General features: G+C 60.3%; 20 protein-coding genes. 12 read left to right on the top strand and 8 right to left on the bottom strand.

All coding sequences use genetic code 11. The features are described 5' to 3' along the window. Complete coding sequence (locus tag RHP74_RS05450; RefSeq protein ID WP_282411641.1) at window positions 1-312, top strand: GIY-YIG nuclease family protein; 312 nt, start codon at window positions 1-3, stop codon at window positions 310-312. Window positions 313-400: 88 nt separating this feature from the next. Next, window positions 401-1,339, top strand: a complete 939-nt coding sequence (locus RHP74_RS05455) for a glutathione S-transferase family protein (RefSeq protein WP_311098211.1) — start codon at window positions 401-403, stop codon at window positions 1,337-1,339. 54 nt (window positions 1,340-1,393) lie between these two features. Here RHP74_RS05455 and RHP74_RS05460 read toward each other — a convergent pair whose 3' ends face one another. Then, complete coding sequence (locus RHP74_RS05460; RefSeq protein WP_010463076.1) at window positions 1,394-1,744, bottom strand: glutaredoxin family protein; 351 nt, start codon at window positions 1,742-1,744, stop codon at window positions 1,394-1,396. Beyond that, window positions 1,744-2,748 carry a nucleoid-associated protein YejK gene (gene yejK / locus RHP74_RS05465; protein WP_010463075.1) on the bottom strand — a complete coding sequence of 335 codons (1,005 nt, stop codon included), beginning with the start codon at window positions 2,746-2,748 and terminating at the stop codon, window positions 1,744-1,746. The genes RHP74_RS05460 and yejK overlap by 1 nt, the downstream gene beginning before the upstream one ends. A gap of 394 nt (window positions 2,749-3,142) precedes the next feature. On the opposite strand from yejK, the gene RHP74_RS05470 reads away from it, so the two are divergent. Then, window positions 3,143-3,424, top strand: a complete 282-nt coding sequence (locus RHP74_RS05470; RefSeq protein WP_007905514.1) for an HU family DNA-binding protein — start codon at window positions 3,143-3,145, stop codon at window positions 3,422-3,424. 207 nt (window positions 3,425-3,631) lie between these two features. Here RHP74_RS05470 and rlmF read toward each other — a convergent pair whose 3' ends face one another. The 5 genes from rlmF to RHP74_RS05495 form a co-directional block, all read right to left on the bottom strand. Next, window positions 3,632-4,654, bottom strand: a complete 1,023-nt coding sequence (gene rlmF / locus RHP74_RS05475; protein WP_010463074.1) for a 23S rRNA (adenine(1618)-N(6))-methyltransferase RlmF — start codon at window positions 4,652-4,654, stop codon at window positions 3,632-3,634. Window positions 4,655-4,902: 248 nt separating this feature from the next. Beyond that, window positions 4,903-7,749 carry a valine--tRNA ligase gene (locus RHP74_RS05480; RefSeq protein WP_311098226.1) on the bottom strand — a complete coding sequence of 949 codons (2,847 nt, stop codon included), beginning with the start codon at window positions 7,747-7,749 and terminating at the stop codon, window positions 4,903-4,905. 265 nt (window positions 7,750-8,014) lie between these two features. Next, window positions 8,015-8,401 (bottom strand): hypothetical protein, encoded by a 387-nt coding sequence (locus tag RHP74_RS05485; RefSeq protein WP_010463070.1) that lies wholly within the window; start codon window positions 8,399-8,401, stop codon window positions 8,015-8,017. Between the two features lie 8 nt (window positions 8,402-8,409). Next, window positions 8,410-8,838: a DNA polymerase III subunit chi gene (locus RHP74_RS05490; RefSeq protein WP_010463068.1), complete on the bottom strand. Its 429-nt coding sequence runs from the start codon at window positions 8,836-8,838 to the stop codon at window positions 8,410-8,412. 60 nt (window positions 8,839-8,898) lie between these two features. Continuing rightward, on the bottom strand, window positions 8,899-10,389 hold the full coding sequence (locus tag RHP74_RS05495; RefSeq protein ID WP_304816506.1) for a leucyl aminopeptidase: 1,491 nt from the start codon (window positions 10,387-10,389) through the stop codon (window positions 8,899-8,901). Between the two features lie 307 nt (window positions 10,390-10,696). Between RHP74_RS05495 and lptF the strand changes: the two genes are divergently transcribed. The 8 genes from lptF (at window position 10,697) to pdxJ (ending at window position 19,113) form a co-directional block, all read left to right on the top strand. Further along, complete coding sequence (gene lptF, locus RHP74_RS05500; protein WP_010463065.1) at window positions 10,697-11,815, top strand: LPS export ABC transporter permease LptF; 1,119 nt, start codon at window positions 10,697-10,699, stop codon at window positions 11,813-11,815. Beyond that, window positions 11,808-12,869 (top strand): LPS export ABC transporter permease LptG, encoded by a 1,062-nt coding sequence (lptG, locus tag RHP74_RS05505; protein ID WP_077748280.1) that lies wholly within the window; start codon window positions 11,808-11,810, stop codon window positions 12,867-12,869. The genes lptF and lptG overlap by 8 nt, the downstream gene beginning before the upstream one ends. Window positions 12,870-13,040: 171 nt before the next feature. Beyond that, complete coding sequence (gene lepA, locus RHP74_RS05510) at window positions 13,041-14,840, top strand: translation elongation factor 4 (protein WP_042932348.1); 1,800 nt, start codon at window positions 13,041-13,043, stop codon at window positions 14,838-14,840. A 5-nt stretch (window positions 14,841-14,845) separates the two neighbouring features. Continuing rightward, the gene (gene lepB / locus RHP74_RS05515) at window positions 14,846-15,700 is read left to right on the top strand and encodes a signal peptidase I (protein WP_010463058.1); all 855 of its coding nucleotides are present in this window, start codon (window positions 14,846-14,848) and stop codon (window positions 15,698-15,700) included. A gap of 184 nt (window positions 15,701-15,884) precedes the next feature. Continuing rightward, window positions 15,885-16,574: a ribonuclease III gene (gene rnc, locus RHP74_RS05520; protein ID WP_010463056.1), complete on the top strand. Its 690-nt coding sequence runs from the start codon at window positions 15,885-15,887 to the stop codon at window positions 16,572-16,574. Further along, window positions 16,567-17,469: a GTPase Era gene (gene era / locus RHP74_RS05525; protein WP_010463054.1), complete on the top strand. Its 903-nt coding sequence runs from the start codon at window positions 16,567-16,569 to the stop codon at window positions 17,467-17,469. Before rnc ends, era begins: the two co-directional genes overlap by 8 nt. Window positions 17,470-17,635: 166 nt before the next feature. Then, complete coding sequence (recO, locus tag RHP74_RS05530) at window positions 17,636-18,319, top strand: DNA repair protein RecO (RefSeq protein ID WP_010463052.1); 684 nt, start codon at window positions 17,636-17,638, stop codon at window positions 18,317-18,319. 47 nt (window positions 18,320-18,366) lie between these two features. Further along, a complete protein-coding gene (gene pdxJ, locus RHP74_RS05535) occupies window positions 18,367-19,113 on the top strand; it encodes a pyridoxine 5'-phosphate synthase (protein ID WP_077748282.1) in 747 nt (248 codons plus the stop codon). Window positions 19,114-19,242: 129 nt separating this feature from the next. On the opposite strand, the gene mltF is transcribed toward pdxJ, so the two are convergent. Further along, complete coding sequence (mltF, locus tag RHP74_RS05540) at window positions 19,243-20,703, bottom strand: membrane-bound lytic murein transglycosylase MltF (RefSeq protein WP_311098236.1); 1,461 nt, start codon at window positions 20,701-20,703, stop codon at window positions 19,243-19,245. Between the two features lie 274 nt (window positions 20,704-20,977). Here mltF and purL point away from each other — a divergent pair, with 274 nt between their 5' ends. Then, a complete protein-coding gene (purL, locus tag RHP74_RS05545; RefSeq protein WP_311098238.1) occupies window positions 20,978-24,874 on the top strand; it encodes a phosphoribosylformylglycinamidine synthase in 3,897 nt (1,298 codons plus the stop codon). The last annotated feature ends 5 nt before the right edge of the window (window positions 24,875-24,879 follow it).

The following is a 24,879-nucleotide window of genomic DNA, read 5'->3' on the forward strand; positions in this document are numbered from 1 at the left end:
GTGACTACCCTCAGCGAAATCCCCGTCGACGCCGACACACCGGTGAGTAAACCCTGGTTCGTCTACCTCGTTCGCGCGGCCAATGGTTCGCTGTACTGCGGGATCAGCGACGATCCTGTGCGCCGCTTCGCTACTCACCAAAGTGGCAAGGGCGCACGCTTCTTCCTCTCCAGCCCTGCCGTTGCCTTGGTCTACACAGAAGTCTGCCGCGACAAAAGCGAAGCCTTGCGTCAGGAACGCTTGATCAAAAAACTCAGGAAAAGCGCCAAGGAATGTCTGGTCGCAAGTGCCGCCGCGGGCTTATCAACCTGACTGATAAGTGCCCATCAGGCAGACCTGTAGGCTGCTCCCGAATTGCGCGCTAAGCTGCGGATTCCTAATCCGTGCGGCGGAGCCGAGCATGTCCGAGTTGATTCTTCATCATTACCCGACGTCCCCTTTCGCCGAAAAGGCCCGCTTGCTGCTGGGTTTCAAGGGGTTGTCCTGGCGCTCGGTAAAGATCGCGCCGGTCATGCCAAAACCTGATCTGACCGCCCTGACCGGTGGCTACCGCAAGACGCCAGTGCTGCAGGTTGGCGCAGATATTTACTGCGACACATCGCTGATCGCCCGTCGACTGGAGCAGGAGAAAGCCTTGCCGGCCTTCTTTCCGGAAGGCCAGGAAATGATCGCCGCGACGTTCGCCGCCTGGGCCGATTCGGTGGTATTCCAGCATGCCGTGAGCCTGGTGTTTCAACCGGAATCGATCGCGGTGCGTTTCGGCAATCTGCCGCCGGAAGCGATCAAGGCGTTTCTGGCTGATCGCGCCGGACTCTTCAGTGGCGGCAGCGCGACAAAGTTGTCCGCCGAGCAAGCCCGGCATCAATGGCCGACAATCATGGCGCGCCTGGAGCAGCAGCTTGAGCGCGAGCAGGGCGACTTTCTGTTCGGCGAGCCATCGATTGCCGACTTCGCGCTGGCCCATCCGATGTGGTTCCTCAAGGCCACGCCCGTGACCTCGCCGTTGGTTGATGCATATCCGGCGGTGTCGGCGTGGTTGGGTCGCGTGATGGGGTTCGGGCATGGCGCGTTCAGCGAGATGACATCCGAGGCCGCGCTGGACGTTGCGCGTAATGCCACACCCGCCGCGTTACCGGACGAGCAGTTCGATGAGCCGAACGGGTTTGAGCCTGGCCAGCAGGTGGTCATCGCGGCAACGGATTACGGCGTTGATCCGGTGGCGGGTGAGTTGTTGTTTGCGGGCAGAGAGGAATTGATTCTGCGTCGTGAAGACGAGCGGGGCGGAGTGGTGCATGTGCACTTTCCGCGGTTTGGGTTCCGAATCGACAAACGCGTATAAAACTGCCTGTGGCGAGGGGATAAATCCCCGCCACAGGTGTGTGAGCCTGATCAGTTACTTCAGGGCGGCGAGGATTTCATCCGGGTCATACCCGCGAATCAATGTCCCGTTCACATCGATCAGCGGAATCCCGCGTCCACCCAGCGCCTCATATGCCTTGCGTGCCTCGGCATCCTTTTCGATATCGAATTCCTTGTACGGAATGCCTTTCTGATCGAGAAAGCGTCGGGTCAGCTTGCAGTAGCCACACCATTCGGTCGCGTAGAGCACGACGTTGGCCTTGGCCTGGGTCTGCTCGGACACCACTTGGCTGGGACTGAACACCCGCTCGATCTTGCCCCAGTTCTGGTAAACCACGACCACCAGCAGGATCAGCAGGAATTTCTTCAGCACGCCGTTCAGCATCAGTTGCGTCGCTTCAGCTGATCGGTCAGCTGAGTGGGCAGGCCCTTGATAATCAGTGTGCCGGCCTCTTCGTCGTATTCGATCTTCGAGCCCAGCAGGTGCGCTTCGAAGCTGATGGACAGGCCCTCGGCGCGGCCAGTGAAGCGGCGGAACTGGTTCAACGTGCGTTTATCCGCCGGGATCTCCGGAGACAAGCCGTAATCCTTGTTGCGGATGTGATCGTAGAAGGCTTTCGGGCGCTCTTCGTCGATCAGCTCGGAGAGTTCTTCCAGGCCCATCGGTTCGCCGAGCTTGGCCTGGCTGCTGGCGTAATCGACCAGGGTCTTGGTTTTCTCGCGGGCGGATTCTTCCGGCAAATCTTCGCTTTCAACGAAATCACTGAAGGCCTTGAGCAAGGTACGGGTTTCGCCGGGGCCGTCGACGCCTTCCTGGCAACCGATAAAGTCGCGGAAATACTCCGACACCTTTTTTCCGTTCTTGCCTTTGATGAATGAAATGTACTGCTTGGACTGTTTGTTGTTCTGCCACTCGGACACGTTGATCCGCGCGGCCAGGTGCAACTGGCCCAGATCCAGGTGACGGGATGGGGTCACGTCCAGCTGATCGGTGACTGCAACGCCTTCGCTGTGGTGCAACAGGGCGATCGCCAGGTAATCGGTCATGCCCTGCTGGTAATGCGCGAACAGCACGTGGCCGCCCACGGAGAGGTTCGACTCTTCCATCAGCTTTTGCAGGTGTTCCACCGCCACCCGGCTGAACGCCGTGAAATCCTTGCCGCCCTCGAGGTATTCCTTCAGCCAGCCGCTGAACGGATGCGCCCCGGACTCGGCATGGAAGAATCCCCAGGCCTTGCCTTGTTTGGCGTTGTAGCTCTCGTTGAGGTCGGCAAGCATGTTCTCGATGGCGCTCGATTCGGCCAGTTCCGAGTCGCGGGCGTGGAGAACTGCGGGTGTGCCGTCGGGTTTTTTGTCGATCAGGTGGACGATGCAATGACGGATCGGCATGGGCTTCTCGGCTGATTGAAGAGAGGAGGGCGTGCTCCCCCAAAAAGTGCCAAGTGTACCGCAACCACTGGTTTTGGCGCGGTTCGTAGGGTAATTCGCAGCCGTGCGACGACCCTTATGCAGTTTTTTCCCGTTTTAGAGCAATAAAGCTGACCAAATGGGTAGCTAGAGGCGGATATTTCCCCGTCTCTGTGCTAGTTTTGCCCCGTCTTACGCGAAGTCACTGCGTTAAGCGTGCATTCAGCATTTGTCAGGTCGAACCAAACCCTGATTTCGGTATCTATAACCCCGATCCAGTGGTTATTGGCCGAGGGTGCCAGATCCAGAAGATCGGGCTCGATGGCTGACACTGCACTCTGCAATCCATATGAATTTGATAGGGAAGGAACACTACATGGCTCTTACTAAAGACCAACTGATCGCCGACATCGCTGAAGCTATCGACGCGCCAAAAACCACCGCGCGTAACGCTCTGGACCAACTGGGCCAAATCGTTGCCGATCAGCTGGAAAACGGCGGCGAAATCACTCTGCCAGGTATCGGCAAACTGAAAGTGACTGAGCGTCCAGCCCGTACCGGCCGTAACCCTTCGACTGGCGCTGCCATCGAAATCGCTGCCAAGAAAGTTATCAAGCTGGTTGTGGCCAAAGGCCTGACCGACGCTGTTAACAAGTAAGACGCAGTAAAAAAAGCCGTGCTCCGGAGCAATCCGGGCACGGCTTTTTTGTGTCTGTGATTCAGTGGCTGACCTGAAAACACCGCTAACCCCATGTAGGAGTGAGCCTGCTCGCGATGGCGCTGCATCAGTCGACATCATAGTTAACTGACACGCCGCTATCGCGAGCAGGCTCACTCCTACAGTTGATCTGCGGTGGTCAGTGACTCAGCTCTTGCGAGCCCAACGTTCGCGCCAGACCTGCTGCTCGGACTTGGTCTGGAAGGTCCAGGCGACGAAGCGGCTTTGCTTCTGTCCCTGGGACATTTCCACAACCTGGCTTTCCAGAACACCGGCTTTTTTCAGCGCCGTCTGGATCGAAGGCAGGTTAGAAGCCTTTGACACCAACGTGCTGAACCACAAGACCTTGTGCTGGAAGTGCGCACTCTCGGCGATCAGTTGCGTCACAAACCGTGCTTCGCCACCCTCACACCACAATTCTGCCGATTGACCGCCAAAGTTCAGCACCGGCAGTTTGCGTTTAGGATCGGCGCGGCCCAAAGCGCGCCATTTACGCTCGCTGCCTTTGGTCGCTTCGTCCATCGAAGCATGGAACGGCGGGTTGCACATGGTCAGGTCAAAGCGTTCGCCGGGTTCCAGCAAGCCCAGCAGAATGTGCTTGGGATTGCTTTGCTGACGCAACTGGATGGCTTTGTTCAGTCCGTTGGATTGCACGATGGCTTTGGCCGCGGCCACCGCAGTCGGGTCGATTTCCGAACCGAGGAAGTGCCAGCGGTAGTCGCTGTAGCCGATCAACGGGTAGACGCAGTTGGCGCCCATGCCGATATCGAGCACTTTGACCGGTGCGCCACGAGGGATTTCGCCGTCGTTGACGCTGGCCAGCAGGTCTGCCAGGAAGTGCACGTAATCGGCACGGCCCGGAACCGGTGGGCAGAGGTAATCGGCCGGGATATCCCAATGGGCGATACCGTAGAACGACTTGAGCAGCGCCCGGTTGAACACCCGCACCGCATCCGGGCTGGCGAAGTCGATGCTTTCCTTGCCATAGGGGTTGATGATCACGAACTTCGCCAGTTCCGGCGTGGTTTTGATCAGCGCCGGGAAGTCGTAGCGACCCTGATGGCGGTTGCGCGGGTGCAGGCTGGCCTTTTCGCGCGGCTCAACGGCTTTAGCCGGTGTCGCGGTGTCGGGCTTCTTGCGCGCAGGTCTTGGAGTGCGGGGGGCGTTCATGGGCGTGGTCGATTCGGGTATGGCTAAAAGTGGCGGGTATTGTCCCACAGTCGATAGCCGCGTGGGGATCCTGTAGGAGCGAGGCTTGCCCGCGAAAGCGATCTGTCTACCACCTCAATGCCAGACATGACGGCCCCTTCGCGGGCAAGCCTCGCTCCTACAGGAAGCGGTTTGCGGTGTATGGGGGGAATGTGGCGGGCATAAAAAAGGGAGGCCGCTTGGCCTCCCTTTTTCATCGCGATTGACCGTTACAGGCTGGCAATCCGCGCATGCTGCTCGGCCAACTTGCCCAAAGCCTGTTCAGCCTCAGCCAGTTTGGCGCGTTCTTTCTCGATGACTTCGGCCGGAGCCTTGTCGACGAAACCGGCATTGGACAGCTTGCCGCCCACCCGCTGAACTTCGCCCTGCAGACGCAGGATTTCCTTGTCCAGGCGTGCCAGTTCGGCGTCCTTGTCGATCAGGCCGGCCATCGGCACCAGCACTTCCATCTCGCCCACCAGTGCGGTGGCGGACAGCGGTGCTTCTTCGCCGGCAGCCAACACCGTGATCGATTCGAGGCGAGCCAGCTTCTTCAGCAGGGCTTCGTTCTCGGTGAGACGACGCTGGTCTTCGGCGCTGACGTTCTTCAGGAACAGGTTCAGCGGCTTGCCCGGGCCGATGTTCATCTCGGCGCGAATGTTGCGCGTGCCGAGCATCAGCGTCTTCAGCCACTCGATGTCATCTTCGGCACCCTGATCGATGCGTTCGTCATTGGCCACGGGCCAAGGTTGCAGCATGATCGTCTTGCCTTCGATACCGGCCAGCGGCGCGACGCGCTGCCAGATTTCTTCGGTGATGAACGGCATGAACGGGTGCGCCAGGCGCAGGGCAACTTCCAGCACCCGAACCAGGGTGCGGCGGGTGCCGCGCTGACGTTCGACCGGGGCGTTTTCGTCCCACAGCACAGGCTTGGACAGTTCCAGGTACCAGTCGCAATACTGGTTCCAGATGAACTCGTACAAGGCTTGTGCGGCCAGGTCGAAGCGGAACTGGTCGAGCTGACGGGTTACTTCGGCTTCGGTGCGTTGCAGCTGCGAGATAATCCAGCGATCCGCCAGCGACAGTTCGTAAGCCTCGCCGTTCTGGCCGCAGTCTTCGCCCTTGTCCAGAACATAACGCGCGGCGTTCCAGATCTTGTTGCAGAAGTTGCGATAGCCTTCTACGCGGCCCATGTCGAACTTGATGTCGCGACCGGTGGACGCCAGCGAGCAGAAGGTGAAGCGCAGGGCGTCGGTGCCGTAGCTGGCGATGCCGTCGGCGAACTCTTCGCGGGTCTGCTTCTCGATCTTCTTCGCCAGTTTCGGCTGCATCATGCCGGAGGTGCGCTTCTGCACCAGCTCTTCGAGCTCGATACCGTCGATGATGTCCAGCGGGTCCAGGACGTTGCCCTTGGACTTGGACATCTTCTGGCCCTGGCCATCGCGGACCAGACCGTGAACATAAACGGTCTTGAACGGAACCTGCGGCGTACCGTCTTCGTTCTTCACCAGGTGCATGGTGAGCATGATCATCCGGGCGACCCAGAAGAAAATGATGTCGAAGCCAGTCACCAGCACGTCGGTGGAATGGAATTTCTTCAGGAACTCGGTCTGCTCCGGCCAGCCGAGGGTGGAGAATGTCCACAGGCCCGAACTGAACCAGGTGTCGAGAACGTCGTTGTCCTGTTGCAGCGCAACGTCCGGGCCGAGGTTGTTTTTGGCACGCACTTCGGCTTCGTCGCGACCGACATAGACCTTGCCCGACTCGTCGTACCAGGCCGGAATCCGGTGGCCCCACCACAGCTGACGGCTGATGCACCAATCCTGGATATCGCGCATCCACGAGAAGTACATGTTTTCGTATTGTTTCGGCACGAACTGAATGCGGCCGTCTTCAACCGCAGCGATGGCCGGCTCGGCCAATGGCTTGGTAGAGACGTACCACTGGTCGGTCAGCCACGGCTCGATGATGGTGCCGGAGCGGTCGCCTTTCGGCACTTTCAGGGCATGATCGTCGACGCTGACCAGCAAGCCGGCGGCATCGAAGGCGGCCACAATCTGCTTGCGCGCTTCGAAACGGTCCAGACCGGCGTATTCGGCCGGAAGCGTGCCGTCGATGCTTTCGTTGAGCGTGCCGTCGAGGTTGAACACCTGACAGGCCGGCAGTACGGCGGCGTTCTTGTCGAAGATGTTCAGCAGCGGCAGGTTGTGGCGCTTGCCGACTTCGTAGTCGTTGAAATCGTGGGCCGGGGTGATTTTCACGCAACCGGTGCCGAATTCAGGATCGCAGTAATCGTCGGCGATGATCGGGATGCGGCGGCCGACCAGCGGCAACTCGACAAATTTACCGATCAGGGCCTGGTAGCGTTCGTCGTTCGGGTTAACCGCGACGGCGGCGTCGCCGAGCATGGTTTCCGGGCGAGTGGTCGCGACGATCAGGTAGTCCTTGCCTTCGGCCGTCTTGGCGCCATCGGCCAGCGGGTATTTCAGGTTCCACAGGAAACCTTTCTCGTCGTGGTTTTCCACTTCGAGGTCGGAAATCGCCGTGTGCAACTTGGTGTCCCAGTTGACCAGGCGCTTGCCGCGATAGATCAGGCCGTCTTCGTGCAAACGCACGAACGCTTCTTTAACGGCTTCCGAGAGGCCGTCGTCCATGGTGAAGCGCTCGCGGCTCCAGTCGACGGACGAGCCGAGGCGGCGGATCTGACGGCTGATGTTGCCGCCGGACTGATCCTTCCACTCCCAGACTTTCTCGAGGAATTTTTCCCGGCCCAGATCGTGACGATTCTGGCCTTGGGCTTCGAGTTGGCGTTCCACCAGCATCTGCGTGGCGATACCGGCGTGGTCGGTGCCCGGCTGCCACAGGGTGTTGCGACCCTGCATGCGGCGGAAACGGATCAGGGCGTCCATGATCGCGTTGTTGAAGCCGTGACCCATGTGCAGGCTGCCGGTGACGTTCGGCGGCGGGATCATGATGGTGTAGGACTCGCCCGCGCCTTGCGGGGCGAAGTAATTCTCTGACTCCCAAGTGTTGTACCAGGAAGTTTCAATGGCGTGCGGCTGGTAGGTCTTATCCATGCGCGGCGGGACCCTATTGGCATTTATTCAGGAAAAGCCGGCAAGTATAGCGGGGCATGGGGCAGAGGGCGAGCAGGGGCAGACCGGGCGCAGATCAAATGTGGAATGATCCTGTGGCGAGGGAGCTTGCTCCCGCTGGGGCGCGAAGCGGCCCCGATAACAGCAAGTCAGGTGTGTCAGGTACACCGTGTGTTCAGGTTTTGCGGTTGCTTTGCAACCGAGCGGGAGCAAGCTCCCTCGCCACAGACGCCCGCTCGACTCAGTGTTATTCGTACTGGCTGAGCAACCGTTCCATCCGCGCATCCAGCCGGCGCTTGATCTCGGTTTCGATATGCGGTGCGAAGTCGTCGATCACGTCTTGCATGATCAACAGCGCTGCCGCACGCAGTTCGCTGTCCAGGTGCAGCAAGGCATCGGGGCCTTTGCTGGCCGCAGGTGCCGGTTGCGCGGCAGGGGCGGGCGGTGTCGGTTCGACGGTCTGCGGCGCAGCGCTGACGGAGTCGAACAGCATGGGAATCTGTTCCTGATCACCTTCGATGACCGTGTCGGTCAGCAGCGGCGGTTGCAGGTTGTCATCGCCGAGCAGTTGGCGGATCGACTCGAGGTCATCCAGCAGGTGCGCGGACTTTTGTTGCGGTTTTGGAGTGTCCATCGGAATGCTCAGAGTCGCTGTAAACGGTGATCTTGCAGAGGATAGCCCTGTTCGCGATAGAAACGGAAACTCTCCCGCGCGGCCGCACGAATCGTCGGATCCTCCACCACCACTTCCGCTACACGGGCGAACTTGCTGGCAAAGGCCGGGACTTTCAGGGCAAGGTTGACCAGCAGATCCTGATGTTGACCGCAGTCATCGCCAAGACCCAGGACAATCAAACTATCCGGCTCGCTTTCGGCAGGACCGTGAGGCACGAAGCTTTCGCCCTTGAAGGCCCACAAACGCGCGTCGAGATCCTCGCGTTGGGCGGCATCGCTGCAATGCAGGTAAATGCGGTGGCCCATGCGCCAGGCTTTTTCGGTGAGCTTGCAGGCGAAATCCAGCCGTGCCGACGGATCGGCGCTGGGCAGGACATAGAAGTCGACTTTGGTCATTGCGGTTCCTGAGCCCGGGGCTGCGTTACTCGAAAGCAACGCAGCCCGAGGTCATCGGTTTCAGGCTTTGGCGCGGTCCAGCAGGTATTGGGTCAGCAACGGAACCGGACGGCCAGTGGCGCCCTTGTCCTTGCCGCCGCTGGTCCATGCGGTGCCGGCGATGTCCAGGTGCGCCCAGTTCAGGTTCTTGGTGAAGCGCGACAGGAAGCAGGCGGCGGTGATGGTGCCGGCTTTCGGGCCGCCAATGTTGGCGATGTCGGCGAACGGGCTGTCCAGCTGCTCTTGGTACTCATCGAACAGCGGCAGTTGCCAGGCGCGGTCGTCGGCGGCCTTGCCGGCGCTCAGCAGTTGGCCGATCAGTTCGTCGTTGTTGCCCAGCAGGCCGGAGGTGTGCGCGCCCAGTGCAACGACGCAAGCGCCGGTCAGGGTCGCAATGTCGATCACGGCTTGCGGCTTGAAACGCTCGGAGTAGGTCAGGGCATCGCACAGCACCAGACGGCCTTCGGCGTCGGTGTTGAGGATTTCCACGGTCTGGCCGCTCATGGTGGTGACGATGTCGCCCGGGCGCGAAGCATTGCCGCTCGGCATGTTCTCGGCGCACGCCAGGATGCACACCAGGTTGATCGGCAGTTTCAACTCGAGCACGGCACGCAGGGTGCCGAACACGCTGGCTGCGCCGCCCATGTCGTACTTCATTTCATCCATGCCCAAGCCAGGCTTGAGGCTGATGCCGCCGGTGTCAAAGGTGATGCCTTTGCCGACCAGTGCGTAAGGTTTCTCGGATTTCTTGCCGCCGTTGTATTGCATGACGATCAGGCGCGGTGGCTGGGCGCTGCCCTGGCCCACGGCGTAGAACGAGCCCATGCCCAGGTCCTTGATCTTCTTCTCATCGAGGACTTCGACTTTCAGGCTCTTGAATTCCTTGCCCAGGTTCTTGGCTTGTTCGCCAAGGAAGGTCGGGTGGCAGATGTTCGGCGGCAGGTTGCCCAGGTTGCGGGTGAACGCCATGCCGTTGGCAATCGCAGTGGCGTGGGCCACGGCGCGCTCGACTTCGGCCTGTGCCGCCTTGATGGTCACCAGGGTGATTTTCTTCAGGGCGCGAGGTTCGGCTTTCTGGCTCTTGAACTGGTCGAAGGTGTATTCGCCATCCACCAGGGTTTCGGCCAGCAGGCGGGTCTTGCCGTAGCTGTCGCGGCCCTTGACCACGATTTCGTCCAGCGCCAGAACGGCGTCGGTGCCGCCCAGGCCTTTAAGGGTATTGAGGACGCCGGCGATGATTTTACGGAACGGGCGGTCGCCCAGCTCTTCGTCCTTGCCCACGCCGACCAGCAGAACGCGTTCGGCCTTGAGGTTCGGCAGGCTGTGCAGCAACAGGCTCTGGCCGACTTTGCCGGCCAGGTCGCCGCGCTTGAGTACAGCGCTGAGGGCGCCGCCGCTCAGTTCGTCGAGTTGTCTGGCAGCGGCGCCGAGCTTGCGGCCTTCGCCGACGGCGACCACCAGAGTGGCGGTCTTCAACGTTTCTGGGCTAACGCTCTTTACAACCAGTTCCATGTCCGGGTCCCTGAATGAATGGTCAACGTGCGCGGGCAAAACGGCGGCGCACAGACGCTTGCTTATAGATAGAAAGACGCAGGTCACGGCCCGCGACAAAGGCCGCAGTTTGAACCTCGCTCCCTGCGCCTGACAACCCTCGGTTGTACGATCTTCAACGCATTACCCGCCTGCTTGAGCATGCGCAGTGACAGGCGCACCCAATCACAGGATAATGCGCCAACTTTTTCGGCGGCTCTGCCCTGCGGGCTGTCTGATACGTTTGCTTGTTTGGCCGCCTTAGCCTGACAACCCTGGAGTGTCTGGTTTGATTGTCTTCCGTTATCTGTCCCGCGAAGTCCTGTTGACCTTGAGCGCCGTCAGCGCCGTGCTGCTGGTCATCATCATGAGTGGGCGCTTCATCAAATACCTTGCCCAGGCGGCCTCGGGCCTGCTGGATCCGGGCTCCCTGTTCCTGATCATGGGCTTTCGTCTGCCAGGTTTCCTGCAACTGATCCTGCCGTTGGGCCTGTTTCTCGGGATCCTGCTGGCCTACGGTCGCCTGTACCTTGAAAGCGAAATGACCGTGTTGTCGGCCACCGGCATGAGCCAGCAACGTCTGTTTGCCATGACGCTGTTTCCGGCCACGCTGGTTGCGCTGGTCGTGGCCTGGCTGAGTCTGAGCCTGGCGCCACAAGGTGCCAATCAGTTCCAGTTGCTGCTGAACAAGCAGGATGCGCTGACCGAGTTCGATACCCTTGAGCCGGGTCGCTTCCAGGCGCTACGTGACGGGACTCGGGTGACCTACACCGAAACGCTGTCGGATGATCGTATCAACCTCGGTGGCGTGTTCATTTCGCAAAAGAACATCTCGTCCGATAAGAAGGATCGCGGGATCTCCGTGCTGGTGGCCGAGAAGGGTCGTCAGGAAATCCGCCCTGACGGCAATCGCTACCTGATTCTCGACAACGGCTATCGCTACGACGGTAACCCGGGGCAGGCCGACTACCGGGCGATCAAGTACGAGGAATACGGCGTATTGCTGCCCAAGCCGGACGTCAGCGACGAAGTCACCGACCGCGATGCAATGACCACCCGTTCCTTGATCGGCAGTGATGACATTCGTTCGCGCACTGAACTGCAATGGCGCCTGTCCCTGCCGTTGCTGGTGTTCATCGTGACCTTGATGGCGGTGCCGCTGTCGCGGGTCAATCCACGTCAAGGCCGTTTTCTCAAGCTGCTGCCGGCGATTCTTCTTTATATGGCTTACCTGAGCATCCTGATTGCCGCGCGCGGCGCCCTCGAAAAAGGCAAGATCCCGCCGGCGCTGGGGTTGTGGTGGGTTCACGGCATCTTCCTGGCCATTGGCCTGGGCTTGCTCTACTGGGAGCCGTTGCGCTTGAAGATGGCGAGTCGCCGCAGTGCGCTGGAGGTGGCTCGTGGTTAAGCTCGATCGCTACATTGGTAGCAGCGTATTCGTAGCCATCCTGGCGGTGCTGGGGATTATCCTTGGCCTGGCGACCCTGTTTGCCTTCATCGATGAGATGAGTGAGGTCAGCGACACCTACACCTTGGTGGACGTCTTGAGCTACGTCTTGCTGACCGCGCCCCGTCGTTTGTACGACATGTTGCCGATGGCGGCACTGATCGGTTGCCTGATCGGCCTTGGTAGCCTGGCCAGCCACAGCGAACTGACGATCATGCGCGCCGCCGGTGTGTCGGTCGGCCGGATCGTCTGGGCCGTCATGAAGCCGATGCTGGTGCTGATGGTGGCGGGGGTGCTGATCGGCGAGTACGTCGCGCCGGCCACCGAAGTCACCGCTCAGGCCAACCGTTCCCTGGCTCAGGGTGGCGGCGATGCACAGAGCGCCAAGCATGGCTTGTGGCATCGCCAGGGTGACGAGTTCATTCACGTCAACTCTGTGCAGCCGAACGGTCTGCTGTACGGCGTCACCCGTTATCGTTTCGACAATGAGCGTCATATGCTGTCGTCCAGCTTCGCCAAGCGGGCGAAGTTCGATCAGGATCACTGGCAGTTGAGCGACGTCACCACCACGCTGTTCCATGAAAAGAGCACCGAAGTGGTCACTGCACCGGAAGAGCGTTGGGATGTTGCCTTGAGTCCGCAACTGCTGAGCACGGTGGTGATGTCGCCTGACACGCTGTCGATCAGCGGTCTGTGGGGTTACATCCACTACCTGGCTGACCAGGGCCTGAGCAACGGCCGTTACTGGCTGGCATTTTGGGTCAAGGTGTTGCAGCCGCTGGTGACCGCCGCGCTGGTACTGATGGCGATTTCCTTCATCTTCGGGCCATTGCGCTCGGTGACCCTTGGTCAGCGGGTCTTCACTGGCGTGCTGGTCGGCTTCACCTTCCGCATCGTCCAGGATTTGCTGGGGCCTTCGAGCCTGGTGTTCGGTTTTTCGCCGCTGTTTGCGGTGTTGGTTCCGGCCGGTGTCTGTGCCCTGGCGGGTGTCTGGCTGTTGCGCCGAGCCGGCTGATCAGGGCGTTCCCCCGACCTCGCTGGTGATAAAAAACGCCCCTGTCGCAAGACCGGGGCGTTTTTGTAGGTGCCGTCTGACCTGCGAACGTGACGCTTGCGCCGTGGATCAGGTACAATTCCCGGCTATTTTTCGGCGGGCTATGCCTGCAGCCTTTTTGAGTGTTGATCCGTGAGTGATTTGAGTCATATCCGCAATTTCTCCATCATCGCCCACATTGACCATGGCAAGTCGACGCTGGCCGATCGCTTCATCCAGATGTGCGGCGGCCTTGCCGAGCGCGAAATGGAAGCCCAGGTGCTGGACTCCATGGACCTGGAACGTGAACGCGGGATCACCATCAAGGCCCACAGCGTCACCCTGTATTACACCGCTCGCGATGGCATCAAGTACCAGCTGAACTTCATTGACACCCCGGGCCACGTTGACTTCACCTACGAAGTCAGCCGGTCGCTGGCGGCCTGTGAAGGCGCGTTGCTGGTGGTCGATGCCGGTCAGGGCGTTGAAGCGCAGTCTGTAGCCAACTGCTACACGGCGATCGAGCAGGGCCTTGAAGTCATGCCGGTCCTGAACAAGATCGACCTGCCGCAGGCCGATCCGGACCGCGTCAAAGAAGAAATCGAAAAAATCATCGGCATCGATGCCACCGATGCGGTCGAGTGCAGTGCCAAGACCGGCCTGGGCGTCGACGAAGTGCTCGAACGCCTGGTTCACACCATTCCTGCGCCGACTGGCAACTACGAAGATCCGCTGCAAGCGTTGATCATCGACTCCTGGTTCGACAACTACCTGGGCGTCGTTTCCCTGGTCCGCGTGCGTCACGGTCGCGTGAAGAAGGGCGACAAGATCCTGGTCAAGTCCACCGGCAAGATCCACCTGGTGGACAGCGTCGGTGTCTTCAACCCGAAACACACCGCGACCGTTGACCTGAAAGCCGGCGAAGTGGGCTTCATCATTGCCGGCATCAAGGACATTCACGGTGCACCGGTCGGTGACACCCTGACCCTGAGCTCCACGCCGGACGTTGACGTGTTGCCAGGCTTCAAACGCATCCAGCCGCAGGTCTATGCCGGCCTGTTCCCGGTCAGCTCCGACGACTTCGAAGATTTCCGTGAAGCCCTGCAAAAGCTCACGCTGAACGACTCGTCCCTGCAGTACACCCCGGAAAGCTCCGACGCCCTGGGCTTTGGCTTCCGTTGCGGGTTCCTCGGCATGCTGCACATGGAAATCATCCAGGAGCGCCTGGAGCGCGAGTACGACCTGGACCTGATCACCACGGCGCCGACCGTAATTTTCGAGCTGTTGCTGAAAACCGGTGAAACGATTTACGTCGATAACCCGTCGAAGCTTCCAGACCTGTCCTCGATCGAAGACATGCGTGAACCGATCGTGCGGGCCAATATTCTTGTGCCGCAAGAGCACCTGGGCAACGTCATTACCCTGTGCATCGAGAAGCGTGGCGTGCAGCACGACATGCTGTTCCTCGGTACGCAGGTCCAGGTGACCTACGATTTGCCGATGAACGAAGTGGTCCTCGACTTCTTCGACCGTCTGAAGTCCACCAGCCGCGGCTATGCTTCGCTGGATTATCATTTCGATCGTTACCAGTCGGCTAATCTGGTGAAACTGGATGTGCTGATCAACGGTGACAAGGTCGACGCCCTGGCGCTGATCGTGCACAAGGATAACGCGCACTACAAAGGTCGCCAGTTGACCGAGAAGATGAAAGAACTGATTCCGCGCCAGATGTTCGACGTCGCGATCCAGGCCGCCATTGGCGGGCAGATCATTGCGCGGACCTCCGTCAAGGCACTCAGAAAGAACGTATTGGCCAAATGCTACGGCGGTGACGTTAGCCGTAAGAAAAAACTGCTTGAAAAGCAAAAGGCCGGTAAGAAACGCATGAAGCAAGTCGGCAACGTGGAAATTCCACAAGAAGCCTTCCTTGCGGTGCTCAGGTTGGATAGTTAGGTCCTATGTCACTAAATTTCCCGCTGTTGCTGGTCATCGCCGTGTTCGTCTGCGGCCTGTTGGCGTTGCTCGATCTGCTGTTCCTGGCGCCTCGGCGCCGGGCTGCCATCAACTCCTATCAGGGGAGTGTCAGCCAGGCTGACATGGTGGTCGTCGAGAAACTGAACAAAGAGCCGCTGCTGGTCGAATACGGCAAGTCGTTCTTCCCGGTGTTGTTCATCGTGCTGGTGCTGCGTTCGTTCCTGGTGGAGCCGTTCCAGATTCCTTCCGGCTCGATGAAACCGACCCTGGACGTCGGCGACTTCATTCTGGTGAACAAGTTTTCTTACGGGATCCGCTTGCCGGTGATCGACAAGAAAGTCATCGAAGTCGGTGATCCGCAGCGCGGCGATGTGATGGTGTTCCGCTACCCGAGCGATCCGAACGTCAACTACATCAAGCGTGTGGTGGGCCTGCCGGGCGACCAGATTCGCTACACCGCCGACAAGCGTCTGTTCGTCAACGGTGAATCGATTGCCGAACAACTGGTCGGCTCCGAGCCGGGCACGTTGGGCAGTGCCGAGCTCTACAAGGAAAAACTCGGCGTCGCCGAGCACCTGATTCGCAAGGAGATGAGCCGCTATCGCGCATCGCCGGACCGTTCATGGACCGTGCCGGCCGGGCATTACTTCATGATGGGCGACAACCGCGACAACTCCAACGACAGTCGCTACTGGGACGATCCGAGCATTCCCAAGGATCTGCTGGGCATGGTTCCCGACAAGAATATCGTCGGCAAGGCCTTCGCAGTCTGGATGAGCTGGCCGGAACCCAAACTCAGTCACCTGCCGAATTTCTCGCGGGTTGGCCTGATCAAGTAATCACACACGGCGCTGTTGAACACAGCGCCGAATGCATTTCTGGAGTCGGCACAATCGGCGCCAGAGGCATGAAAACAACGATATTCAGGACGTAATTTTTGAACACAGCGTTAATTGTCCCAAGCCTGCGTCGTATCACGGCCATGGCGGTGGAATCCAGCCACGAACTCAGCGTGGGTAAACCGTGAGCGTCTCCTTAAGCCGTCTAGAGCGTCAGCTCGGCTACACCTTCAAGGATCAGGAGCTGATGGTCCTGGCCCTGACTCACCGCAGTTTTGCCGGGCGCAACAACGAACGCCTGGAATTCCTCGGTGATGCCATCCTCAACTTCGTCGCTGGCGAGGCGCTGTTCGATCGCTTCCCGCTGGCCCGTGAAGGCCAGTTGTCGCGTTTGCGCGCACGTCTGGTGAAAGGTGAGACGCTGGCCGTACTGGCCCGCGGTTTCGATCTGGGCGAATACCTGCGCCTGGGCTCCGGTGAGTTGAAAAGCGGCGGGTTCCGTCGCGAGTCGATTCTGGCCGATGCCCTCGAAGCGTTGATCGGTGCGATCTACCTGGACGCTGGCATGGACATGGCGCGCGAACGCGTGCTGGCCTGGCTGGCCGGTGAGTTCGAAGGCCTGACGCTGGTCGACACCAACAAAGATCCAAAAACCCGCCTGCAGGAATTCCTGCAATCGCGTGGTTGCGAGCTGCCGCGTTACGAAGTGGTGGATATCCAGGGTGAGCCGCATTGCCGGACGTTCTTCGTCGAATGTGAAATCACCTTACTGAATGAAAAAAGCCGAGGTCAGGGTGTGAGTCGTCGTATTGCCGAACAGGTAGCGGCCGCCGCAGCACTGATTGCCCTGGGTGTGGAGAATGGCAATGACTGATTCAACTGCAACTCGCTGTGGCTATGTTGCCATCGTCGGCCGTCCCAACGTGGGCAAGTCCACGCTGCTGAACCACATTCTGGGTCAGAAACTGGCGATCACCTCGCGCAAGCCGCAAACCACCCGCCACAACATGCTGGGCATCAAGACCGAAGGCGCCATCCAGGCCGTCTACGTCGACACCCCGGGCATGCACAAGGGCGGCGAAAAGGCCCTGAACCGCTACATGAACAAGACCGCCTCGGCGGCGTTGAAAGACGTCGACGTGGTGATCTTCGTGGTGGATCGCACCAAGTGGACCGACGAAGACCAGATGGTCCTCGAGCGGGTCCAGTACGTGACCGGCCCGCTGATCGTGGCGCTGAACAAGACCGATCGCATCGAAGACAAAGCTGAACTGATGCCGCACCTGAGCTGGTTGCAGGAGCAGCTGCCGAACGCGCAGATCATGCCGATCTCGGCCCAGCACGGGCACAACCTTGAAGCGCTGGAGCGGGTGATTGCCGGTTACCTGCCGGAAAACGATCACTTCTTCCCGGAAGACCAGATCACCGACCGCAGCAGCCGTTTCCTCGCCGCAGAACTGGTGCGCGAGAAAATCATGCGCCAGATGGGCGCCGAGCTGCCGTACCAGATCACCGTCGAAATCGAAGAGTTCAAGCAGCAGGGAAAAACCCTGCACATCCATGCCTTGATCCTTGTCGAGCGTGACGGCCAGAAGAAAATCATCATTGGCGACAAGGGCGAGCGCATCAAGCGCATCGGCACCGAGGCGCGCAAGGATATGGAATTGCTGTTCGACTCCAAGATCATGCTTAACCTGTGGGTGAAAGTGAAAGGCGGCTGGTCCGACGACGAGCGCGCATTGCGTTCGCTGGGCTACGGCGACCTGTAACACCGGATCCAGATACACCGAAGAACCCCTGTGGGAGCGAGCCTGCTCGCGATGAGGACCTGAAATTCAACATCACTGTTGACTGGCAGACCGCAATCGCGAGCAGGCTCGCTCCCACATTGGTTTCTGGTTGTTTATAAGATCGCGTTTCTTCATTGAGAACTCCATGTCCCAGCCCATTGGCCAACCCGCCTACGTCCTCCACTCCCGCGCCTACCGCGAAAGCAGTGCGTTGGTGGACTTCCTCACGCCGCAAGGTCGGCTACGGGCGGTGTTGCGCAGCGCGCGGGGCAAGGCCGGGACATTGGCGCGGCCCTTCGTGCCGCTGGAAGTGGAGTTTCGCGGGCGGGGTGAGCTGAAGAACGTTGGGCGAATGGAAGCCGCCGGTGTTTCAACCTGGCTCAACGGCGAGGCGCTGTTCAGCGGCCTCTACCTCAACGAACTGCTGATCCGCTTGCTGCCCGCCGAAGACCCGCACCCAGGCGTGTTTGATCACTACGCTGCGACGTTGCTGGCGCTGGCCGAAGGCCGACCCCTGGAGCCGTTGCTGCGATCCTTCGAGTGGCGCCTGCTCGACGACCTCGGTTACGGTTTCGCCCTGACCACCGACATCCACGGCGAGCCCATTGCTCCGGACGGTCTGTATCGTTTGCAAGTGGATGCTGGCCTGGAGCAGGTCTATCTGCTGCAACCCGGTCTGTTCAACGGCACCGAGCTGTTGGCCATGGCTGAGGCTGACTGGACCGCACCCGGTGCGCTGTCCGCCGCCAAGCGTCTGATGCGTCAGGCATTGGCTGTTCACTTGGGCGGTCGTCCGCTGGTCAGTCGCGAGCTGTTTCGCAAGCCGTAGTCTCCCCGTATGCTGTGCGCCGAATCTTTAAATTCAGGAGCGCTTCCGTGACCACCAGCAATCGCATTCTTCTTGGCGTGAACATCGACCACGTTGCCACTCTGCGTCAGGCCCGGGGCACTCGTTACCCGGATCCGGTCAAGGCAGCGCTGGACGCGGAAGAGGCGGGGGCTGACGGCATCACCGTGCACCTGCGCGAAGACCGTCGACACATCCAGGAACGCGACGTGCTGTTGCTCAAGGATGTACTGCAAACCCGCATGAATTTCGAAATGGGCGTCACCGAAGAAATGATGGTGTTCGCCGAGCGCATCCGCCCGGCGCACATTTGCCTGGTCCCGGAAACCCGTCAGGAACTGACCACCGAAGGTGGCCTGGACGTGGCAGGGCAAGAGGCGCGGATCAAGGCGGCGGTGGATCGCCTGTCGAAGATTGGCTGTGAGGTGTCGCTGTTCATCGATGCCGACGAGCGGCAGATCGAAGCGTCCCGTCGTGTGGGGGCGCCGGCTATCGAGTTGCACACCGGTCGTTATGCCGATGCCGAGACACCGACCGACGTGGCGCAAGAGCTGAAGCGTGTGGCGGATGGCGTAGCGTTTGGCCTGGCTCAGGGGCTGATCGTCAATGCCGGCCACGGCCTGCATTATCACAACGTTGAAGCGGTGGCCGCGATCAAGGGCATCAACGAACTGAACATCGGCCATGCGCTGGTGGCGCATGCGTTGTTTGTCGGGTTCAAGTCGGCGGTGTCCGAGATGAAAGCATTGATCTTGGCTGCGGCCTTGAAGGGCTGAGAACGAGGTGCTGCCTTCGCGGGCAAGCCTCGCTCCTACAGGGCCGGTGTCGTATGCAAAGTTGCGGCACAACACGGCCCTGTAGGAGCGAGGCTTGCCCGCGAAGGCGTCCTCAAAAGCAACCCAGATTTAAAGCTGCGGGGTTTCCTGATTCGGCTTGGTCTTGTCGACCCCCGGCACATGCAGGTTGCCTTCAGCCACCTGATTGCCTTCAAGCTGAGGCTGCGTGACCCACGTCAGAATGTCGTAGTAACGACGGATGTTCGCCACGAAGTGCACCGGCTCTCCGCCCCGGGCGTAGCCATAACGCGTCTTGCTGTACCACTTCTTCTCTGACAGGCGCGGCAGGATCTTCTTCACGTCCAGCCACTTGTCCGGGTTCAGGCCTTCTTTCGCCGCCAGTTTGCGCGCGTCATCCAGATGGCCGCTGCCGACGTTATAGGCCGCCAGTGCAAACCAGGTGCGATCCGGCTCCTGGATCGATTCGTCCAGCTGATCCTTCATGTAGGCCAGGTATTTGGCGCCGCCCATGATGCTTTGCTTGGGGTCGAGGCGATTGGATACGCCCATGGCCTGCGCGGTGTTCTGGGTCAGCATCATCAGCCCGCGAACGCCGGTCTTGGACGTGACCGCGGCTTGCCATAACGACTCCTGATAACCGACGGCCGCCAACAGGCGCCAGTCGACTTTCTCTTTCTTGGCGTAGGCCTTGAAGTGTTGTTCGTACTTGGGCAAGCGTTGCTGCAAGTGTTGGGCGAAGGTGTAGGCGCCCACGTAGCCGAGGACATCGACATGTCCGTAGTAACGGTCTTTCAGACGTTGCAGAGTGCCGTTTTTCTTCACCTTGTCGAGATACGCATTGATCTCGTTGAGCAGGCTATTGTCGTCACCCATCGCCACGGCCCAGCTTTGATCGCTGGCTTCACCGAGGTCGAAGGCGACCCGCACTTTGGGGAAATAGACCTGGTTCATCGCCACTTCGTTGGAGTCGACCAGGGTCAGGTCGATCTGATCTTCATCGACCATCCGCAGCAAGTCGACGACTTCAACGGCGTCGGACTCTTCGTATTCAATGCCGGGGTATTTCTTTTTCAGCTCCGCCAATTGCTCGGCGTGGGTGCTGCCCTTGAGCACCATGATCTTCTTGCCGACCAGGTCGCCAGCATCGGTCGGCCGCGATTTGCCGTTGCGGTAGATGACCTGTGGGGTGACTTCGAGATAGGAGTGGGAAAACCGCACCTGCTGTTTGCGTTTCTCGCTGCTGACCAGACCGGCAGCAGCCAGCACCGGGCCGTTAGGCTTGCCCACCTGATTGAACAGGTCGTCGAGGTTGTCGGCGGTCTCGATCTTGAGTTCCACCCCCAGATCGTCGGCGAAGCGCTTCACCAGCTCGTATTCGAAGCCGGTTTCACCGTTGCGATCCTGAAAGTAGGTGGCGGGGCTGTTTCGGGTAACCACCCGCAGCACACCATCCTCCTTTACGCGCTCCAGTGTGTTGGGTTTATCAACACAGCCACTGAGCATCAGGAAGAGTCCGGTTGCGATCAGCCATTTGGCGAACCGCGGACGCAAAGCCGTTGGGGAAAACATCTGCGCAGTATACGCAAAGGACCACGAGCGCCATATCTCGACAGCGAAGGGCTTGTCTGCTAGGCAGCGTAAAACCCGCTTGGAGCCCGCAGGAATGGGCCCGAACGGTAATTTGTGACATAAAAAATAACCCTCGGCGAACCGCTGTTTAAGGTCCAAATGCCCGGCCCGACGTTCGGGTGCACCCGCGCGCACCGTTTCGGGTGATGTCGCGGGCGGTTTAGGCTAGAATGCACGGCCTCAAAGCACACCCCTTCCCGAGGCTGTCCCGAAGATGTTGATCCTGCGCGGCGCTCCTGCCCTTTCTGCCTTTCGCCACAGCAAACTCCTTGAGCAACTGAGCCAGAAGGTCCCGGCTGTCAGCGGCTTGTATGCTGAATTCGCTCACTTCGCCGAAGTCACCGGCGTCCTGACCGGCGACGAACAGCAGGTGCTCGCGCGCCTTCTGAAGTACGGCCCAAGTGTTCCGGTACAAGAGCCGACCGGTCGTCTGTTCCTGGTGTTGCCACGTTTCGGCACCATCTCGCCATGGTCCAGCAAGGCCAGCGACATCGCTCGCAACTGCGGCCTGAGCAAGATCCAGCGCCTGGAACGCGGCATCGCGTTTTACGTGGCCGGTCAGTTCAGTGACGCCGACGCGCAACTGATTGCGGACGGTCTGCACGACCGCATGACTCAAATCGTGTTGGGCAACCTCGAACAAGCCGCCGGCCTGTTCAGCCACGCCGAGCCGAAACCGCTGACCGCGATTGACGTGCTGGGTGGCGGCCGCGCCGCGCTGGAAAAAGCCAACACCGAGCTGGGCCTGGCCCTGGCCGAAGACGAGATCGACTACCTGGTCAACGCCTTCGTCGGCTTGAAGCGCAATCCTCACGACATCGAACTGATGATGTTCGCCCAGGCGAACTCCGAGCACTGCCGTCACAAGATCTTCAACGCCAGTTGGGACATCGACGGTCAGAGCCAGGAAAAAAGCCTGTTCGGCATGATCAAGAATACCTACGTGATGCACAGCGAAGGCGTTCTGTCGGCTTATAAGGACAACGCTTCGGTGATCGTCGGTAACGTCGCCGGCCGTTTCTTCCCGGACCCTGAAACCCGCCAGTACGGTGCGGTGCAGGAACCGGTGCACATCTTGATGAAAGTCGAAACCCACAACCACCCGACCGCGATTGCCCCGTTCCCGGGCGCGTCCACCGGCAGTGGCGGCGAGATTCGCGACGAAGGTGCTACCGGTCGTGGCGCCAAGCCAAAGGCCGGCCTGACCGGTTTCACCGTCTCCAACTTGCAGATCCCGGGCTTCGAACAGCCGTGGGAAGTGCCGTATGGCAAGCCTGAGCGCATCGTTACTGCGCTGGACATCATGATCGAAGGCCCACTGGGTGGCGCCGCGTTCAACAACGAATTCGGCCGTCCAGCCCTGACCGGTTACTTCCGTACCTTCGAACAGTCGATCACCACCCCGCGTGGCGACGAAGTTCGCGGTTACCACAAGCCGATCATGCTGGCCGGCGGTATGGGTAACATCCGTGCCGAACACGTACAGAAAGGCGAGATCACCGTTGGCTCCAAGCTGATCGTCCTCGGCGGCCCGGCAATGCTCATCGGCCTGGGCGGCGGCGCCGCTTCCTCCATGGCCACCGGCACCAGCTCGGCAGACCTGGACTTCGCTTCCGTACAGCGCGAAAACCCTGAGATGGAACGTCGCTGCCAGGAAGTCATCGACCGTTGCTGGCAACTGGGCGACAAAAACCCGATCAGCTTCATCCACGACGTCGGCGCGGGTGGTCTGTCCAACGCCTTCCCGGAACTGGTCAACGATGGCAACCGTGGTGGCCGCTTCGAACTGCGCAACATTCCAAACGACGAGCCGGGCATGGCCCCGCACGAAATCTGGAGTAACGAATCCCAGGAACGCTACGTTCTGGCGGTCGGCCCGGCCGACTTCGAACGCTTCCAGGCGATCTGCGAACGTGAGCGTTGCCCGTTCGCCGTGGTTGGCGAAGCCACTGCTGAGCCGCAACTGACGGTCACCGACAGTCACTTCGGCAACAGCCCGGTGGACATGCCGCTCGAAGTGCTGCTGGGCAAAGCCCCGCGCATGCACCGTTCGGCCGTTCGTGAAAACGAACTGGGCGACGATTTCGATCCGTCGACCCTCGACATTGCCGACTGCGTCGAGCGCGTGCTGCATCACCCGGCCGTGGCGAGCAAAAGCTTCCTGATTACCATCGGCGACCGCACCATCACCGGCCTCGTGGCCCGTGACCAAATGGTCGGCCCGTGGCAGGTTCCGGTGGCTGACGTTGCCGTCACCGCCACTAGTTTCGACGTCTACACCGGTGAAGCCATGGCCATGGGCGAGCGTACTCCGCTGGCACTGCTGGACGCTCCGGCGTCGGGCCGCATGGCCATCGGCGAAACCCTGACCAACATTGCCGCTTCGCGCATCAACAAGATCTCCGACATCAAACTGTCGGCGAACTGGATGTCCGCTGCCGGTCACCCGGGTGAAGACGCGCGTCTGTACGACACCGTGAAAGCGGTCGGCATGGAGTTGTGCCCGGACCTGGGCATTACCATTCCGGTGGGCAAGGACTCCATGTCCATGGCCACGCGCTGGAACGACGAAGGCGTCGACAAGACCGTGACCTCGCCGATGTCCCTGATCGTGACCGGTTTCGCGCCAGTGGCTGACATCCGTCAGACCCTGACCCCGGAACTGCGCATGGACAAGGGCACCACCGACCTGATCCTGATCGACCTGGGCCGTGGCCAGAACCGCATGGGCGCCTCGATCCTGGCCCAGGTTCACGGCAAGCTCGGTTCGCAAGCGCCGGACGTCGATGATGCCGAAGACCTGAAAGCTTTCTTCGCCGTGATCCAAGGCCTCAATGCCGACGGTCACCTGCTGGCCTACCACGACCGTTCCGACGGTGGTCTGCTGACCAGCACCGTGGAAATGGCGTTCGCCGGTCACTGTGGCCTGAGCCTGAACCTCGACGGTCTGGCTGAAACCTCCGCCGACATCGCCGCGATCCTGTTCAACGAAGAACTGGGCGCCGTGATCCAGGTTCGCCAGGACGCCACGCCGGACATCCTCGCGCAGTTCAGCGCTGCCGGTCTGGGCGAGTGCGTGTCGGTGATCGGTCAGCCGATGAACAACGGCCAGATCAACATCACCTTCAACGGCGAAACCGTGTTCGAAGGTCAGCGTCGTCTGCTGCAACGTCAGTGGGCTGAAACCAGCTACCAGATCCAGCGTCTGCGTGATAACGCCGACTGCGCCGAGCAAGAGTTCGACGTGCTGCTGGAAGAAGACAACCCGGGCCTGAGCGTCAAGCTGAGCTACGACGTCAACCAGGACGTCGCCGCGCCTTACATCAAGAAAGGCATCCGCCCACAAGTTGCCGTGCTGCGTGAGCAGGGCGTCAACGGTCAGGTGGAAATGGCGGCCGCGTTCGACCGCGCCGGTTTCAACGCGATCGACGTGCACATGAGCGACATTCTGGCCGGCCGTGTCGACCTGAACGAGTTCAAAGGTCTGGTGGCGTGCGGCGGTTTCTCCTACGGAGACGTACTCGGTGCCGGCGAAGGCTGGGCCAAGTCCGCGCTGTTCAACAGCCGTGCTCGCGATGCGTTCCAGGGTTTCTTCGAGCGTACCGACAGCTTCACCCTCGGCGTGTGCAACGGTTGCCAGATGATGTCCAACCTGCACGAGCTGATCCCGGGCAGCGAGTTCTGGCCGCACTTCGTGCGCAACCGCTCCGAGCAGTTCGAAGCGCGTGTGGCGATGGTTCAGGTCCAGGAGTCGAACTCGATCTTCCTGCAAGGCATGGCCGGTTCGCGCATGCCGATCGCGATCGCTCACGGTGAAGGTCATGCCGAGTTCGCCAGCGAAGAAGCGTTGCTGGAAGCGGATCTGTCCGGTTGCGTGGCGATGCGTTTCGTCGATAACCACGGCAAGGTCACCGAAAGCTACCCGGCCAACCCGAACGGCTCGCCGCGCGGGATCACCGGTCTGACCAGCCGCGACGGTCGCGTAACGATCATGATGCCGCACCCGGAACGCGTGTTCCGCGCTGTGCAGAACTCGTGGCGTTCGGAAGACTGGAACGAAGACGCTCCTTGGATGCGTATGTTCCGTAATGCGCGCGTCTGGGTGAACTAAGGGCT

Source organism: Pseudomonas sp. SG20052 (genome assembly GCF_031766055.1).
Lineage (GTDB): Bacteria > Pseudomonadota > Gammaproteobacteria > Pseudomonadales > Pseudomonadaceae > Aquipseudomonas > Aquipseudomonas mandelii.